Source organism: Proteiniphilum sp. UBA5384, assembly GCF_002410825.1.
In the GTDB taxonomy this organism is placed as follows: Bacteria; Bacteroidota; Bacteroidia; order Bacteroidales; family Dysgonomonadaceae; genus Proteiniphilum.
Genome location: NZ_DHOS01000034.1, coordinates 112,086 through 127,429, shown reverse-complemented (window position 1 = coordinate 127,429; position 15,344 = coordinate 112,086). Strand labels below are relative to the sequence as shown.

Below are 15,344 nucleotides of genomic sequence, written 5' to 3'. Positions count from 1 at the left end.
ATTTACTGATGTGATTTGTTGATTTAACGATTTAACAAAAAGATGGCAGAGAATAAAAAAGCAACCCTTTCGATTGTAAAAATCGGTGGAAATATAGTAGATAATCCGGCAGCATTGGAATCCTTCCTGTATGACTTTCACCAATTGGATGGACATAAACTACTGGTTCATGGTGGAGGAGTGATGGCTTCAAAGATGGCAAAACAACTCGGCATAGAGACAAAAATGTTAAACGGACGACGTATTACCGACGAAGAAACGCTTAAAGTAGTCACAATGGTATATGCCGGATGGGGTAATAAAAATATAGTGGCATTACTGCAAAAAATAGGCTGCAACGCTCTCGGCCTTTCAGGGGCGGATGCCAACACTATCCCGGCAATACGACGCTCCTCTGTGCCCGTCGACTTTGGTTTTGTCGGCGATCCCGATCCGGATAAAACCAATACCGGCTTCATATCAAAATTGATCGAAAGCAATATTACTCCCGTTTTTTGTGCTATTACTCATGACGAGAACGGCTCACTGTTGAACACCAACGCCGACACCATCGCCTATACGGTAGCTACAGCGCTCTCGGAAAAATATAATGTTACGATCTATTATTGCTTTGAAAAAGAGGGTGTATTAGGGGATGTAAACGATCCGGACAGTCTGATACTTACCATGAATAGGGAAGAATATGCGGTTTATAAACAACAGGGTATTATCGTGGATGGAATGATTCCCAAATTGGATAACTCTTTCAAGGCGATCAACAATGGCGTATCACAAGTAGTGGTATTACATGCAAAAAACCTGTTATCCGGAAAAGGGACGAGTTTAATGTGATGATTTACTGATGTGTCAAATTAAAGGAGAAGTCTGAAATTGAGAAATGAAGAATTCATTGTCAATTAATAAAGTCTTATTCCGGATATCACTTTTAACTTTTAATTTTTTAATTTCTTAATGGATTCTTATATACAAAACGCAGTTGAGTTGCTGAGAAAACTGGTTTCTATACAATCATTCTCCGGAGAGGAAGGCCCTCGGAGTAACTTTCTGACAGGATATTTCAGTGAAAGAGGAATTTCCATAGAACGCATCGGCAATAACTTGATTGTTCGCCAACTTCATCACAACATATCAAAACCAACGTTAATGCTAAACTCGCATCTCGACACCGTACGCCCGAATACCGGATATACTTTCGATCCGTTTACCCCACCCCGTTCCAATACTCATGTCTACGGGTTGGGCAGTAATGACGCGGGCGCCAGTGTAGTCACATTATTACAAACATTTTTATACTTTTACGAGAAGGAATTACCTTTCAACCTCTTGTTGGCATTGTCGGCAGAGGAAGAGAATTCCGGTACCGACGGGATGAGATTGCTTTGGCAACATCTCTCCGAAGAAGTAAGTATGGCTATTATCGGTGAACCAACCGGCATGAAGGCTGCCATAGCCGAAAGGGGACTACTGGTGATCGACGGAGAAGCGAAAGGGGTAAGCGGACATGCTGCCCGTAATGAGGGAGTGAACGCGCTTTACATTGCGATCGATGATATCAACATACTTAGATCGACGAAGTTCAGTAAAATATCACTCACAATGGGAGAAGTGAAATTGACTGTCACCCAGATCAATGCAGGTAGACAACACAATGTAGTTCCCGACCGGTGTAGCTTCGTGGTGGATATCCGTCCGACAGAGATGTACACCAACAGCGAAATCATGGAGATCCTCCGGCCTATAGTGAAAAGTGAACTGAAAGCACGGTCACTAACCAATAGAAGTTCGGCCACACCTACTGGTCATCCGTTGCTGCTGTGCGTACAACAATTAGGTATTGAAAGCTACACCTCCCCTACTACTTCCGATTGGATGCGAATTACCTGCCCGGCCCTGAAAATGGGACCGGGAGAATCAGAACGATCCCATCGTCCTGACGAGTTTGTGAGGATCAAAGAATTGCAACAGGGAATTGAGGGATACATCCATTTTATAGAAAAATTGGCTGAACAACAATAATCACTTTCAACTCCCCGAAAAGAAATGTAAATTTGCAACCAATTATGCAAGGCTGTCTGAGGTTATACGAGATTATACGAAAAAATGCAGTTTCGGACAGGCAATAAAAAACATAAAAGAAAAAGAGATGGCAAAAATATGGGATAAAGGCTTTGATGCCAACAAAAAAGTAGAAGAATTCACCGTGGGGAACGACCGCGAACTCGACTTACGTTTGGCCAAACATGATATTCTGGGATCAATGGCACATATCAGGATGCTGGTCGGGATCGGCCTTCTGGAGGTGGAAGAAGAAAAGGCGTTGAGAGCTGAATTGAAAAACATCCTGAGGGAGGTTGAACAAGGCAATTTCAAGCTTGACGATGACGCCGAGGATATCCATTCACAAGTAGAAGCCATGCTGACAGAGAGATTGGGTGAGATGGGCAAAAAGATCCATTCCGGCCGCTCCCGCAATGACCAGGTATTGGTCGATATCAAGCTGTATCTCAAAGAGGAGATCCTACAGATCAAAGAAGAGGTCCTGGCTTTGTTTGACTTGTTGCAATCCCTTAGTGAACAACATAAAGAGGTATTATTACCCGGTTATACGCACGGACAGGTGGCGATGCCCTCCTCTTTCGGGTTATGGTTTGGCGCTTATGCCGAAACATTGGTGGACGATATGCATACACTTGCCGCAGCATGGCAAGTGGCCGATCAAAATCCCCTCGGGTCCGCGGCAGGTTATGGCAGTTCCTTCCCACTGAATCGGGAGATGACCACCCGGGAATTGGGTTTTGCCTCCCTGAATTACAATGTGGTCGCCGCACAGATGGGACGCGGCAAGACCGAGCGTATCCTCGCACAAAGCATGTCCAATATCGCCTTCACACTCAATAAACTGGCCGCCGACAACTGCATGTATCTTTCAGGAAATTATGGTTTTATCTCCTATCCCGATGCATTGACCACCGGGTCGAGTATTATGCCACACAAGAAAAATCCCGACGTATGGGAATTGATACGGGGTCATAGCAACCGACTGCAAAGCCTGCCCAATGAAATCACGCTGATGACCACCAATATGCCCCATGGATACCATCGCGATTACCAATTATTGAAAGAAGTACTATTCCCCGCACTGGAAACGCTCCATAAGCTTTTACAAATGACCTGTTTCATGCTTGAGAATATATCCGTCAACAAAAATATCCTCTCCGACCCACGGTATGAATACCTCTTCACCGTAGAAGAAGTAAACAACCGCGTATTGCAGGGCATCCCGTTCCGCGAAGCCTATCAGCAAGTAGGGAAAGAGGTACAGGCAGGTACTTTCCATGCACCCAAAGAAGTGCATCACACCCACCCCGGCAGCATCGGCAACCTCTGCACTAAAGAGATCAAAAAGAAAATGGAAAAAGCTTCAGCCCCCATCTAATAACTTCATGGATATAAGTAGTATGGGGATACTTACCCTGGCAGCAGTCAATATTGTGTCTTACTCTTTATCAACCACTTCCACTATCTGCTCATATAATTCAGGTATCTTATTTCTTATCACATCCCAGAAAATCAAATAGTTTAACCCATATAATCATGGATTAATCGGTTCCTTAGACATATTTCACCTCATTTAAAATTTGGGGACCAATATATGGGCTTAACCCATTTCTTGTTACTTTCTCAACACGCTGATCTTTATCAAGCTTTAATTTTCAACATACGTTCAATAGTTCCGATGAATTTTATCGTAATTATCTAAAAACTCTTTTGAAAAAAAATTGGTATCCTCCATTTTTTTTAGACTTCTACTGTGTTCATCCATATCAAGCCCCAAGTGGAAACGGGCAGTATCATTCTTACGTGTTGGCAGGTAACTCAATGAACTCTCCTCATCAGCCCACTTAATCACCCGACGAATCAATTGTTGAATTACTTCCTGATCTTTCTCTTTTGCGGAAGCAACTCGCTTTTCACTTTTCATATCAACCAATATACTGGTATAACTATAGCCTCTAAAGGCTAATACATTAGAGCTCCCAATCTTAATGTCTTCATTCAATTTATTTTATTCATCAAATTTATACCCGCTATTATCAAGCGGGGCAAAGAACTCCACCTTGCCACATTTGGGACATACATATAAGTCAAATGCTTCCCGATTCACAAAAATCTCAAATAAATCTCCTAAAATCCCCATTCTGGTTCCCTCATGAAATTTGAACTTTCCTGAAAACAGCATAGGCACATGACACCTTAAGCAGTCAATCAATCTTCCCCCATCATCCATGTCTTTGATATCAACTATTCTTTGTTCATTAAAACTGTAATTACAGTTCCAACATAACTCGAAGTTATTTTCAACTTCAGCATTGCAGTTTGGACAATTTTTCATCATTTCTTTATATTTAATCTATTTTTCAAGTAATCTAAACCTCATTTCTTCTTTAACAGATTCACACCGATAATTCCTACCAGTACCATGATGCCTCCGATAATATGATAAAGATGGAGCGTTTCATTCAAAAATAGCACCCCGGCGAAAACGGCTATCACAGGGCTGAAGTTATTGAAGATCGAGACCTGCGACGCCGGAATCACCTTCAAAGCGTTGTTCGTGAGGAATGAAGTCAGGAACGAAGAAAGCACTCCCAGATAAAGTATGGTCCATAAAAAGTCGATATTTTTGAAAGCATCAAAATAAAGCGGTAACGTGCCTGAATTCAGGTGATCTGTTACCGCAAGCAGGTTGAATACAACGCAAGCAACCACCGTCATGAAAAAAGTAATATCCATGGCATCGAACTGCTGGGTGACTTTCCTGCCCAACACAAAATAGATAGCCATCGATACCACAGACAATAAGATAAAAAAATCACCTTTCAACGTCTCACTGCTTATTTCCCCTAATCCATTTTTGTACATGATGTAGGCAATTCCTCCCACTGATAATAGCACAAAGATGATTTGCCAAAATGAGCTTCTCTCTTTAAGGAACAGTGCCGCAAGGATAATCGTGAAGATGGGAGTGGTCGCCGATAAAATGCCGGCTTCGGATGCAGTAGTAAATTGTAACCCCACCGTCTGCATCGAAAACATCAGCAACGGATAAAAAAGGGATGTCACAAGCAAGGGAAGCATCTTTTTCCCGCCAAGTTCAGGCCATCCCTTTTGCCGGAACAAGTAAAAACACAACAAGCCTACTGTGGCTGCTGTAAATCGATGTGCCAACAAATCAGTGGTGGATGCATGACGCAATGCGATCTTGACAAAGATAAAAGAAAACCCGATAATCACAGTCATCAACGTGAGACCTGCATACGCCGCCACTTCTCTTTTCAACGGTTTCATCCTTTTGCTTAATTAATTACTAATTATCAAATCCACCACCCCTTCTTTCCCCTAAAAGAACAAAGGTAACATACAAGTTTTCATATCCAAAAACAATTGACATTTTGTTATTCTATATGCTCTTTTTTTTGTACTTTTGCCGGAAATGTTGGATATTCTGCAATCGAAAATTGATAAGAATTAAAAGACCAAAACATACTTTTTACAATGAACTTACTTGATGATCTGATCAAAAGAGCTAAAGAGAACATACAGCGTATCGTTTTTCCTGAAGGCACCGAACAACGGACTCTCGCAGCAGCCGATCGACTGCTTCGCGACGGCGTAGCGAAAATCATCCTATTGGGAAGTACTACTGAAATACAGAAAGTTGCAAAAGAGTTGGGCCTTCTTCATATCGGAAAGGCTAAAATCATAGACCCAAAAGAACATGATAAAAAAGAGATTTATACTCAACTCCTTACAGAATTGCGTAAAAAGAAAGGAATGACTTATGAACAAGCATCCCAACTGGTGGAGGATCCGCTATATCTGGGTTGTCTTATGATCAAAGCGGGCGATGCAGACGGTGAGATAGCCGGGGCAAAAAACACGACAGGCGACGTACTCCGGCCGGCCTTGCAGATTATCAAGACTTCACCCGGCGTAAAAGTTGTATCGGGTGCTTTTATCATGTTCACCCAAACGCCACAATATGGGGAGAATGGCCTGCTCCTCTTTGCCGACTGTGCCGTGATGCCCAATCCAAATGCAGAAGAGTTGGCATCCATCGCTATTGCCTCGGCACAAACGATGAGGAGCATGGTGAACGTGGAGCCGCACATAGCTATGCTTAGTTTCTCCACCAAGGGAAGTGCCGAACATGAGATGGTAGACAAGGTTCGTGAAGCGACCCGCATCGTCAAAGAGAACAATCCGGAATTACAAATTGACGGGGAGCTGCAGGCAGATGCTGCCATTGTTCCCTCTGTCGGTGCAAGCAAAGCCCCGGGAAGCCCCATCGCTGGAAAAGCCAATATATTGGTTTTTCCTACGCTCGAAGCGGGAAATATCGGTTACAAGCTGGTACAGAGATTGGGCAATGCAGAAGCCGTCGGACCGGTGCTGCAAGGGATGGCTGCTCCGGTAAATGATCTTTCACGGGGTTGTTCAGTAGAAGATATTTATAATATGGTAGCCATCACAGCCAACCAGGCTATCGGGTTAAAACAAAACAAATAGTCTCCGGATATGAGCGAAATAATCATAGAACCTATTGATAAATACGGGCTTACGATTTCATCCGAAAGTAAGAAGAAACAGTTATTTTCAAAGATCGGAGTAGTCGGTGCCGGCAAAGAGGGTAGAACCATCATCAACATGGCCGCTACAGCCGGCATGGAAGTAGTTTTTCTGGATGAGTCACAAGAACGGATCGATTACGTGATGGGAGAATTACAAAAAGTCATGGATCAGAAGATTAGCAGCTGGGGGTTGACACCTTCAGAAAAAAAGATCATCATGAACCGTATCACGCCCACTCTTGTATATGAAGATTTTAAAGGCTGCGATTTGGTTATTGAATGCACCCGGTACTCAGAAAGCGGCCGGCGCAGTACTCCGTTGCGAAAAAATATCTTCAAACGACTGGAAGAGATTCTCGATGTAGATGCCATTATTGCATCCAACGGATCCACAGTGATTATTAGCGAATTAGCTGCCGACCTCGATCATAAGGAACGCTGTGTGAGCCTTTACTTCCCCGTGTCACATCCCGATGCCCGCATTCTGGAAATCGTGAGTGGTATGTACACCTCGGAAGAGGTTTATCACAAGATGGAGGTCTTTGCCAGACTGATCAAATACAAACCCCATCGCATCAATGAAAGCAATGGTAACGTAAGCCTGCGGATGCTGGGGGTCATGCTGAATGAGGCATGCCAGATCCTGCTGGAAAGGGTTAGTTCAATAGAAGATATTGAAGAGACTTTCACTATCATCTACGGACAACGGTACGGGATTTTCCGAATGGCTGACATCGTCGGTATCGAACGGCTTGTCACCCTTATGGAAGCTATGTTCAACGATTTCGGGGTGAAGCATTACAAGCCCAATCCTATTCTATGGAAGCTGTACCGGTCCAACCAATTGGGGGTCCGTACCGGTAAGGGATTCTATATTTATGATAATGACGGAAACCCCGTTTCCTTCAATAAAAATATTGTTTAATTAAAAGAACCAAGAGTCAAGATCCAAGAATTTTCTTAGGAACGAGTGCAGAGTCAAGTTTACTTGTTCTATGCCGAGTGACGACAGAAAATGGACAAAGTCAACCTAGACTGAAAGTCGGGACTATTTTGACGACATAAAGAATAAATAAGATGAAAATATTAGTCCTAAACTGCGGAAGTTCATCCATCAAATACAAGCTTTTCGAAATGGAGAGCAAAGAGGTGATTGCCCAGGGCGGTGTAGAAAAAATCGGGATGAAGGGTTCTTTCCTTAAGTTCACACTTGCCGACGGACAGAAAGTTATTTTAGAAGGGGAGATTCTGGAGCATCGTGCCGGCATTGAATATATCCTGGGTGTACTGCTGAGTGAAAAATATGGTTGCATTCAATCGTTGGACGAAATAGAGGCTGTAGGACACAGGGTAGTGCACGGCGGCGAACGTTTTAACGAGAGTGTACTCATTACCGACGAAGTGATTGAGATATTGAATGAATGCATTGAGTTGGCTCCTCTGCATAATCCTCCCAACCTGAAAGGTATTTACGCCATTCAGGAGCTGATGCCGGAAACTCCCCAGGTAGGCGTTTTCGACACTGCTTTCCATCAGACCATGCCCGATTATGCCTACATGTACGGAATACCCTATTCGTTGTACGAAAAATATGGTATTCGCCGCTACGGATTCCATGGCACCAGTCACCGCTATGTCTCGGAAAGGGTATGCGAGTTCCTGGGTGTCCCCTACGAAGAGCAACGCATCATTACCGCCCATATCGGTAACGGTGGATCGGTTACCGCCATCAAAAACGGGAAGTCCATGGACACCAGCATGGGGATGACCCCCGTAGAAGGTTTAATCATGGGCACCCGTTCGGGCGACGTGGATCCCGGCGCCATCTCCTACATTATGGAGAAAGAACACATGGGCACCAATGGGATATCCACCTTGTTGAATAAATTCTCGGGAGTGCTCGGTATTTCAGGAATATCTTCCGATATGCGGGAAATCAGTGCCGCCATTGAAAGTGGAAATGAGCGTGCAGCCCTGGCGATGGAGACCTACAACTATCGTATCAAGAAATATATCGGCTCTTATGCAGCCGTACTGGGAGGAGTGGATATTCTGGTATTCACCGGAGGTGTAGGAGAAAATCAGGCTGTCACCAGAAGGGATGTCTGCCGAAATATGGAATATATGGGAATTGAACTGGATGAAGCACTGAACGACGCCGTCCACGGCAAAGAAGCAGTAATCAGCAAACCCTCTTCCAAAGTAAAAGTAGTTATCATCCCCACCGATGAAGAGTTGACGATCGCCAACGATACGATAAAGATTTTGGAGAAAGGATAAAAGTATACACTACCCTTATTTATAGGATACCTGTGAAATGAACTGTATCGGGATTAATCTTGCGGAATTGGTGTAGCAGGGTGATCGCTTCAGGATACTTTTCTTCATCAAAAAGGACAATAGCCATATCATTGATAAATTTCGCTTCCATTCTTTTATTACCCGTACTGCGAGCCAATTCTTTTCCTCTTTGCTATATACCAATGAACTGTCGGCATTACCGGACAACAGAGAGGATTGTGCAACACGATGTAAACTCACAAGTTCTTTAGCGGGATTATTTACATATTTATCAACTGACTGTTGATAATAATCCGACGCTTGGCGGAAAGCTCTTTTATCAAAATAAAGCCCGCCCATATTATAAAACACCAGAGCTTGTTTCTCATCATCGTTGTGAAGCTGAGCCAATTCCAACGCACGTTTATATTCGGCTATGGCAAGGTGGCCCCGTTCCTGTTCTCGATAGACACATCAAAACAAGGAGATAAGCAATATGTAGTGTATGTCTCGCAAGATTGATCTATATTGATCAGGCAAAGCTATGCAAAGAAAGTGTATAAAAAAAGCTTCGGAAAATTCCGAAGCTCTTTCATATATGATGTGCAAATTCTTATTCAGCAATCACCTCAAAAGGAACATCTACTGAAACTTCCTTGTGCAATCTTACCACTGCATTGTAATTTCCTACCTCTTTCACTTGGTCTTTGATCACGATCAGCTTCCTGTCTACTTCAAAACCTTTTTCTTTCAATGCATCAGAAACCTGAATACTGGTGACCGAACCAAAAATAGTGCCGGTAGAACTGGTCTTTGCACCGATAGTCAAGGTAACACCTTCTATTTTTTCGGCAAGGGCTTGTGCGTCCGCCTTCATTTGTGCCAATTTATGGGCACGTTGTTTCTGGTTCTCAGCCAACACTTTTTTGGCAGATTCAGTGGCGATAACTGCCTTACCCTGGGGAATAAGGAAATTACGGGCATACCCTTTTTTTACATTCACCACATCATCCTTGTAGCCTAAACTCTGTATATCTTCTTTTAAAATTACTTCCATTTTTCTTCCTCCTTTTTATTTCATTAAATCGGTTACGTATGGAAGCAAAGCTATATGACGCGCTCTCTTCACTGCTTGTGCGATTCGTCGTTGAAACTTCAACGAAGTACCCGTAATCCTTCTCGGCAAAATCTTTCCCTGTTCGTTCAGGAACTTCTTCAGGAATTCAGGATCTTTATAGTCAATATACTTGATGCCATTTTTCTTGAAACGGCAATATTTTTTCTTCTTCACATCCACCGATAGCGGGGTAAGATATCTGATTTCTGTCTGTTTAGCCATTTCTTAGTCCTCCTTTTCTTTAAGTTCTACTTCCGCTTCCACAGCTTCTGCTTTTTCTTTCCTTACTGTCTTTGCAGTCTCACCGGCGGCATGTGCTTCATGTCTCTTGCCTCCCTTGTGGTTTCTTCTCTTTTGAGCATATTCCAGCGCAAATTTATCCTGTTTCACAGTCAAGAAACGGATCACACGCTCGTCACGACGGAAATTCACTTCAAGTTTTTCTATTACCGACGGATCGGCATTAAACTCCAGGAAATTATAAAATCCTGTCGTCTTTTTGTCGATGGGATATGCTAATTTGCGTAAACCCCAATCTTCCTCGTTTACAATTTCGGCCCCTTGATCCGTAAGGAGGGATTTGAATTTTTCAACCGCTTCCTTCATCTGAGCATCAGACAAAACGGGAGTCAAAATGAAAACGGTTTCGTAATTGTTCATACTAATTTAATTATTAATTCGTTATTGAAAAAATTTTGAGCGGCAAAGATACGATAAAATATCCAAACTTCAAACACTGAAAATAATAAATTACAGGTAATCATTATATCTATTTGACACTCTATATAATCCGGCCAAAATGAAATGAAACGTATACGATCAACTTTTTAGACCCATAATTGTTATTTTGATATCATCGAAACCCTATTATAAAATGAAGAAAACGACCAATCAGGCGCTGGTAATTTTTGGCGCATCGGGAGATCTCACATATCGCAAACTAATCCCCGCCGTATTCGACCTGTTTATGAATGGTTCCCTGCCGGAAGGATATGCTATTCTAGGAGTGAGCCGAACCGAATTCACCAATAAACAGTTCCGCAAAAAAATGAAAGAGGGTATCCGACAATTTGCCCATTCTAAGAATACAGATGAAAAGAAAATCAATAGTTTCCTTTCTTTACTCTTTTATTTGAGTATTGATACAGCAAAAGGAGAAGAGTATATACAGGTAAAAAAGAAACTGAGCGAACTGAATAGGCAATTCAACTTGGAACATAATTATATTTTTTACCTCTCTACTCCGCCCTACTTATACCCTATTATTCCTAAATTTTTATATGGGCAGGGGCTCACATTGCAGCAAAAAGGCTTTCGTAGAATTATCATTGAAAAACCTTTCGGGCACGATCTCTCATCAGCTATTGAATTGAATAAGCAACTGCTGGAATTTTTCCATGAAGACCAGATTTACCGGATAGATCATTATCTGGGTAAGGAAACGGTTCAGAACATGCTAGTGACACGTTTTGCAAATGGTATTTACGAACCGCTATGGAATCGCAATTATATTCAACATGTCGAAATTACAGCAGCAGAGAGCGTGGGAGTAGAAGATCGCGGCAGGTATTATGATGAATCGGGGGCCTTGCGGGATATGATTCAGAATCACCTGCTCCAAGTATTGTCGATAGTGGCCATGGAACCACCTAACAAAATAACGCCGGAAGAAATCCGATATGAAAAGATGAAGGTATTCCGCTCATTGCGTCCCCTAAATAAAACCGACTTGAAAAAAAATGTGATTCGTGGACAATATACCGAAGCAACCGTACGGGGAAAACATTATAAAGGGTATCGTGAAGAGACAAACGTAAAAACAGACTCCCGCACAGAGACCTATGCCGCAATGAAAGTCTTTATCGATAACTGGCGATGGGAAGGCGTTCCCTTTTATATACGCACCGGGAAAAGGCTCCCCACACAAGTATCGGAGGTAGTCATACATTTCCATCCATCACCTCAAAGGCTGTTTAAATCGGCCGAGGGAACGGTCCATTCAGATAATCAACTGATTCTACGTATCCAACCTGATGAAGGAATCTTGCTGAAGACCGGAATGAAGGTGCCGGGGAACGGTTATGAGGTGAAATCGGTCAACATGGATTTTCATTATTCGGAATTAAACGACCACTACATACCCGGTGCTTATGAAAGATTGATACTCGACTGTATGGGAGGCGATAATATGCTCTTTATGCAGGGTGCAGCAGCAGAAGTAACATGGAAATTCGTACAGCCTATCCTCGATTATTGGACAAATGACGCTGAGGAGGTACCACTCCATGGTTATCCCGCCGGTTCCTGGGGACCGGACGTGGCGGATGCCCTAATAGAAGGGAAAGAAAATACCTGGCGCTACCCATGCAAAAATCTGGCGGAAGATGGGATTTATTGTGAGTTGTGATGGAACAATGGAAAATGAATGATCAGATGATCTGTAATTGGGTAATAGGTAATTGAAAAAGATGGATATACAAGTTTTCAATACAAAGGATGAGTTGAACCGTGCATTTACCGAAAAGGTAAAGGAAATGGTATCCAACAAAAAAAAAGACGTGGTGACGATTGCCCTTTCGGGCGGCTCTACTCCAAAATCATTATTTGATTATTGGGCGCAACTACCTGAAAACGAAATAAACTGGGAAAAAGTCAAATTTTTCTGGGGTGATGAACGCTGTGTGCCGCCATCCGACGATGAAAGCAATTACAAGATGACCAAAGAGCATCTCTTTGATTTTGTGCCAGTACCCGAAGAAAATATATTCCGCATTCTGGGAGAAAATGATCCCGCAACGGAAGCCGGAAGGTATGGCGAATTGCTTAACCGGGAATTAGAAACGATGAATGGTATGCCTTCTTTCGACATCTTGATGTTAGGCATGGGAGACGACGGACATACTGCATCCATCTTCCCTCACGAAATAAATCTCTGGAATTACCCTGACAATTGTGTGACAGCCACTCATCCCGTGAGCGGACAGAAACGGGTGAGCCTCTCCGGAGAAGTAATCAATGCGGCAAAAAATGTATTTTTTCTCGTAACAGGAGAAAACAAGGCGGATAAAGTGAAAGAAATCATTGAACAACCGGATACGGCCAAGAAAAAATATCCGGCTGCGCTGGTACAACCGGAATCGGAAAATCTCCACTGGTTTCTGGATGGTGAAGCAGCCAAACTCCTCTCCCAGCCTACTTCACCAGACTGATCCTATAAGTGTAAAGTGCTTATATATTAGCAACAGGTAGCTTTAACTCCGTTGTTATTCTTTAGATGAAAGGTTTCTCTAAAAAATATGAACTTAAGACTTCATATTCAGTTATATTTATTATCTTTGAGTTGTATTTGATCCCGAAATTTTTGCGTTAAGATACAAGAAATTATTATCCCAAAAGGAAGCGCCTGACAATCAACATTCCCGAATGATTAGTGGGAAAAAGGTAGAAATCATTGTAAAGGAGGCAGAAAAAAGAAAACCATTAGGTTCGTTACCCGAAGATTTGAAAGATAAAGTATTTTGGGAGGACATTGCATTGGACACATCTTTTCCTTCTGTTGAAGAAAAACGTTCCACTGCTTGGCCCGCATACTACTTGACACCAACATCCTAATTGAAATTATCCGTAAAAACGGAAAAATAATTCGCAAACATGATGATTTGAGGCCAAGCACTCCATTACTCTTGCCGTCTTTATACGCTTAACACAAGGGATTTTCGCTTTATTCCCGGCATACTGCTCGTCGCTCAATATCGTTCTTATAATTCTCTTCCCCTCTTTCAAACATCTCAAGGACTCTCGAACAACCGAATCCGGAAGATTTCCTCTGACTCCTGAATAAAAACGCCTATACTTCTCATAGATAAAGAAGCTTCTATTGTTTAGTAGTAAAGCTTGAATTACCAATAGAAATTTCCCCATAGCATCGTGGATTTTCACAAAAGCCCCATCTAATCACACAAAACAACATCATTTCATTTTATTTAAATTAAAAAATAGATTTCTAATGCCCCTATTCTTATACTTTTGCATTGTGAGACATTTGAAAGACAAGTTCCTTGCCTATTGTATTAGCTTTTTCGCCAGATGGAAATTTTGAAGAAACCGACGACATGCCTTTGTGTGTAATTCAATGGATGAATGATACGAAAGAAATGGTAGATGCAGTGCGCTCAGGAGAAATTGAACCATTGGCATCGCCAATTAGACCTTTACTAGAGACAGAGTGGAACCAGGACGGAGCATTTAACGATCAAGTTCCTCTTTCCTGTGGCAATGACGAGGCTCCTGCCGGCTGCGTTGCTATTGCAATTGCTCAAGTTATGTATCATCACAATTATCCTGACGAATTTGATTGGAATGCAATGGATTTGACAGTTGGAACAACGGAATCCGCTCGTCTTATAGTCGATATTGGACAAAAAATAGGGATGAATTATGATTGTGCGGGCTCTGGTGCAAAGACAAAAGATATTCCTAATTTATTAAAGACGAATTACAACTATAGCTCAGCAACTTATTCAAGCAATATAAATCTTACTACTATGCAATCTAATATATCAGGGGGAAAACCTGTAATTTTATCAGGATTTTCTGATACCGTAGGCCATGCTTGGGTTTGCGATGGATATATCTCAACTAATATGTGTACATATACCACTATAAGATTTCACATGAATTGGGGATGGGGAGGCTCTAACGATGGTTGGTTTATTCTCGAAAATTTGAATCCCAAAGGAGGGAAGGGATATTATAAAGATAAAGCCATGGTATATAATATAAACAAATAGCACATTATGAAAACGAAACATCTATTTATTGTATTATCTTTTTTCACAATTCTTTCTTGTAAAGATAATTGTAAAGACACAATCTGGGATTTTATGAACTACGAGTTTTTTATTTCGGTAGTCAATGAATCAGGAGAAAATCTCCTTGACCCCGAAACAGAAAACAACTTACTGGATGGAGGCGTGTGGATTACTTATAAAGATAAAACTTATGACATAGTGGAAATCCAACCAATTGAAACTCGTGCGACTATGCCAGAACCCTTATCCTTAAGGCATTACCCTGAAGATGAAGAAAATCCGCGCAGTTTACTGTTAGGTTTTGGAGAGTTCAGTCCCACCGATGAACATAAAAGAGAAGAATTCACGATACATTGGGAGGATGGGACAAGTGACAAGGTTGCATTTGATTGTTACATCACAGGAAGCAACTGTAATCCCAAAGTGCAGAAAGCGCTTTATCTCAATGATAAGCTTATCTCCAATAAGGAATATGACGAACTTGTTTTCACTAAAAAATAAGAC

17 protein-coding genes and 1 pseudogene are annotated in these 15,344 nt (G+C 42.1%); 10 read left to right on the top strand and 8 right to left on the bottom strand.

Annotated elements, in window-relative coordinates; translation table 11 throughout:
* Positions 1 to 42: 42 nt before the first annotated feature.
* The 3 genes from argB to argH all read left to right on the top strand — a co-directional run bounded on the left by argB (position 43) and on the right by argH (position 3,436).
* A complete protein-coding gene (gene argB, locus B4G81_RS07515) occupies positions 43 to 831 on the top strand; it encodes an acetylglutamate kinase (protein ID WP_294081375.1) in 789 nt (262 codons plus the stop codon).
* A 120-nt stretch (positions 832 to 951) separates the two neighbouring features.
* Positions 952 to 2,016 (top strand): M20/M25/M40 family metallo-hydrolase, encoded by a 1,065-nt coding sequence (locus B4G81_RS07510; protein ID WP_294081374.1) that lies wholly within the window; start codon positions 952 to 954, stop codon positions 2,014 to 2,016.
* A gap of 127 nt (positions 2,017 to 2,143) precedes the next feature.
* Positions 2,144 to 3,436, top strand: a complete 1,293-nt coding sequence (argH, locus tag B4G81_RS07505) for an argininosuccinate lyase (protein WP_294081373.1) — start codon at positions 2,144 to 2,146, stop codon at positions 3,434 to 3,436.
* 288 nt (positions 3,437 to 3,724) lie between these two features.
* Here argH and B4G81_RS07500 read toward each other — a convergent pair whose 3' ends face one another.
* Genes B4G81_RS07500 through B4G81_RS07490 form a run of 3 tightly spaced genes read right to left on the bottom strand, consistent with a single transcriptional unit; the run spans position 3,725 to position 5,349 of the window.
* The gene (locus tag B4G81_RS07500) at positions 3,725 to 4,060 is read right to left on the bottom strand and encodes a hypothetical protein (RefSeq protein ID WP_294081372.1); all 336 of its coding nucleotides are present in this window, start codon (positions 4,058 to 4,060) and stop codon (positions 3,725 to 3,727) included.
* Positions 4,061 to 4,066: 6 nt separating this feature from the next.
* Positions 4,067 to 4,396 carry a hypothetical protein gene (locus B4G81_RS07495; protein WP_294081371.1) on the bottom strand — a complete coding sequence of 110 codons (330 nt, stop codon included), beginning with the start codon at positions 4,394 to 4,396 and terminating at the stop codon, positions 4,067 to 4,069.
* 38 nt (positions 4,397 to 4,434) lie between these two features.
* The gene (locus B4G81_RS07490; RefSeq protein WP_294081370.1) at positions 4,435 to 5,349 is read right to left on the bottom strand and encodes a DMT family transporter; all 915 of its coding nucleotides are present in this window, start codon (positions 5,347 to 5,349) and stop codon (positions 4,435 to 4,437) included.
* Between the two features lie 207 nt (positions 5,350 to 5,556).
* On the opposite strand from B4G81_RS07490, the gene pta reads away from it, so the two are divergent.
* The 3 genes from pta (at position 5,557) to B4G81_RS07475 (ending at position 8,912) form a co-directional block, all read left to right on the top strand.
* Complete coding sequence (gene pta, locus B4G81_RS07485; protein ID WP_294081369.1) at positions 5,557 to 6,570, top strand: phosphate acetyltransferase; 1,014 nt, start codon at positions 5,557 to 5,559, stop codon at positions 6,568 to 6,570.
* 9 nt (positions 6,571 to 6,579) lie between these two features.
* Complete coding sequence (locus B4G81_RS07480) at positions 6,580 to 7,557, top strand: 3-hydroxyacyl-CoA dehydrogenase family protein (RefSeq protein WP_294081368.1); 978 nt, start codon at positions 6,580 to 6,582, stop codon at positions 7,555 to 7,557.
* Positions 7,558 to 7,709: 152 nt separating this feature from the next.
* Entirely contained in the window at positions 7,710 to 8,912 is a 1,203-nt protein-coding gene (locus tag B4G81_RS07475; RefSeq protein WP_294081367.1) for an acetate/propionate family kinase, read from the top strand.
* A 19-nt stretch (positions 8,913 to 8,931) separates the two neighbouring features.
* Here the strand turns inward: B4G81_RS07475 and B4G81_RS07470 are convergent, their stop codons facing one another.
* The 5 genes and pseudogenes from B4G81_RS07470 to rpsF form a co-directional block, all read right to left on the bottom strand.
* Entirely contained in the window at positions 8,932 to 9,063 is a 132-nt protein-coding gene (locus B4G81_RS07470; protein WP_294081366.1) for a hypothetical protein, read from the bottom strand.
* A 152-nt stretch (positions 9,064 to 9,215) separates the two neighbouring features.
* Positions 9,216 to 9,371, bottom strand: a pseudogene (locus tag B4G81_RS15315) (hypothetical protein); the annotation flags it as partial.
* A gap of 154 nt (positions 9,372 to 9,525) precedes the next feature.
* Positions 9,526 to 9,969 carry a 50S ribosomal protein L9 gene (rplI, locus tag B4G81_RS07465; protein WP_294081365.1) on the bottom strand — a complete coding sequence of 148 codons (444 nt, stop codon included), beginning with the start codon at positions 9,967 to 9,969 and terminating at the stop codon, positions 9,526 to 9,528.
* A 15-nt stretch (positions 9,970 to 9,984) separates the two neighbouring features.
* On the bottom strand, positions 9,985 to 10,251 hold the full coding sequence (gene rpsR / locus B4G81_RS07460; RefSeq protein WP_076931372.1) for a 30S ribosomal protein S18: 267 nt from the start codon (positions 10,249 to 10,251) through the stop codon (positions 9,985 to 9,987).
* Between the two features lie 3 nt (positions 10,252 to 10,254).
* Positions 10,255 to 10,689, bottom strand: coding sequence for a 30S ribosomal protein S6 (gene rpsF, locus B4G81_RS07455; protein WP_294081364.1), 435 nt, complete (start codon positions 10,687 to 10,689; stop codon positions 10,255 to 10,257).
* 214 nt (positions 10,690 to 10,903) lie between these two features.
* On the opposite strand from rpsF, the gene zwf reads away from it, so the two are divergent.
* From zwf to B4G81_RS07435, 4 genes are all read left to right on the top strand, one after another.
* Positions 10,904 to 12,436 (top strand): glucose-6-phosphate dehydrogenase, encoded by a 1,533-nt coding sequence (gene zwf / locus B4G81_RS07450; RefSeq protein ID WP_294081363.1) that lies wholly within the window; start codon positions 10,904 to 10,906, stop codon positions 12,434 to 12,436.
* Positions 12,437 to 12,497: 61 nt separating this feature from the next.
* Positions 12,498 to 13,238, top strand: coding sequence for a 6-phosphogluconolactonase (pgl, locus tag B4G81_RS07445; protein WP_294081362.1), 741 nt, complete (start codon positions 12,498 to 12,500; stop codon positions 13,236 to 13,238).
* 849 nt (positions 13,239 to 14,087) lie between these two features.
* Positions 14,088 to 14,819: a C10 family peptidase gene (locus B4G81_RS07440; RefSeq protein WP_294081361.1), complete on the top strand. Its 732-nt coding sequence runs from the start codon at positions 14,088 to 14,090 to the stop codon at positions 14,817 to 14,819.
* 93 nt (positions 14,820 to 14,912) lie between these two features.
* Positions 14,913 to 15,341: a hypothetical protein gene (locus B4G81_RS07435; protein ID WP_294081360.1), complete on the top strand. Its 429-nt coding sequence runs from the start codon at positions 14,913 to 14,915 to the stop codon at positions 15,339 to 15,341.
* The last annotated feature ends 3 nt before the right edge of the window (positions 15,342 to 15,344 follow it).

Bases quoted from the DNA above. Each gene is read 5' to 3' on its own strand.
- argH (WP_294081373.1), top strand. From the start codon at position 2,144: ATGGCAAAAATATGGGATAAAGGCTTTGATGCCAACAAAAAAGTAGAA.
- rpsR (WP_076931372.1), bottom strand. From the start codon at position 10,251: ATGGCTAAACAGACAGAAATCAGATATCTTACCCCGCTATCGGTGGAT.
- B4G81_RS07510 (WP_294081374.1), top strand. From the start codon at position 952: ATGGATTCTTATATACAAAACGCAGTTGAGTTGCTGAGAAAACTGGTT.
- zwf (WP_294081363.1), top strand. From the start codon at position 10,904: ATGAAGAAAACGACCAATCAGGCGCTGGTAATTTTTGGCGCATCGGGA.
- rplI (WP_294081365.1), bottom strand. From the start codon at position 9,969: ATGGAAGTAATTTTAAAAGAAGATATACAGAGTTTAGGCTACAAGGAT.
- B4G81_RS07490 (WP_294081370.1), bottom strand. From the start codon at position 5,349: ATGAAACCGTTGAAAAGAGAAGTGGCGGCGTATGCAGGTCTCACGTTG.
- B4G81_RS07495 (WP_294081371.1), bottom strand. From the start codon at position 4,396: ATGATGAAAAATTGTCCAAACTGCAATGCTGAAGTTGAAAATAACTTC.
- B4G81_RS07480 (WP_294081368.1), top strand. From the start codon at position 6,580: ATGAGCGAAATAATCATAGAACCTATTGATAAATACGGGCTTACGATT.
- B4G81_RS07435 (WP_294081360.1), top strand. From the start codon at position 14,913: ATGAACTACGAGTTTTTTATTTCGGTAGTCAATGAATCAGGAGAAAAT.
- rpsF (WP_294081364.1), bottom strand. From the start codon at position 10,689: ATGAACAATTACGAAACCGTTTTCATTTTGACTCCCGTTTTGTCTGAT.
- pta (WP_294081369.1), top strand. From the start codon at position 5,557: ATGAACTTACTTGATGATCTGATCAAAAGAGCTAAAGAGAACATACAG.
- B4G81_RS07470 (WP_294081366.1), bottom strand. From the start codon at position 9,063: ATGGAAGCGAAATTTATCAATGATATGGCTATTGTCCTTTTTGATGAA.
- pgl (WP_294081362.1), top strand. From the start codon at position 12,498: ATGGATATACAAGTTTTCAATACAAAGGATGAGTTGAACCGTGCATTT.
- B4G81_RS07475 (WP_294081367.1), top strand. From the start codon at position 7,710: ATGAAAATATTAGTCCTAAACTGCGGAAGTTCATCCATCAAATACAAG.
- argB (WP_294081375.1), top strand. From the start codon at position 43: ATGGCAGAGAATAAAAAAGCAACCCTTTCGATTGTAAAAATCGGTGGA.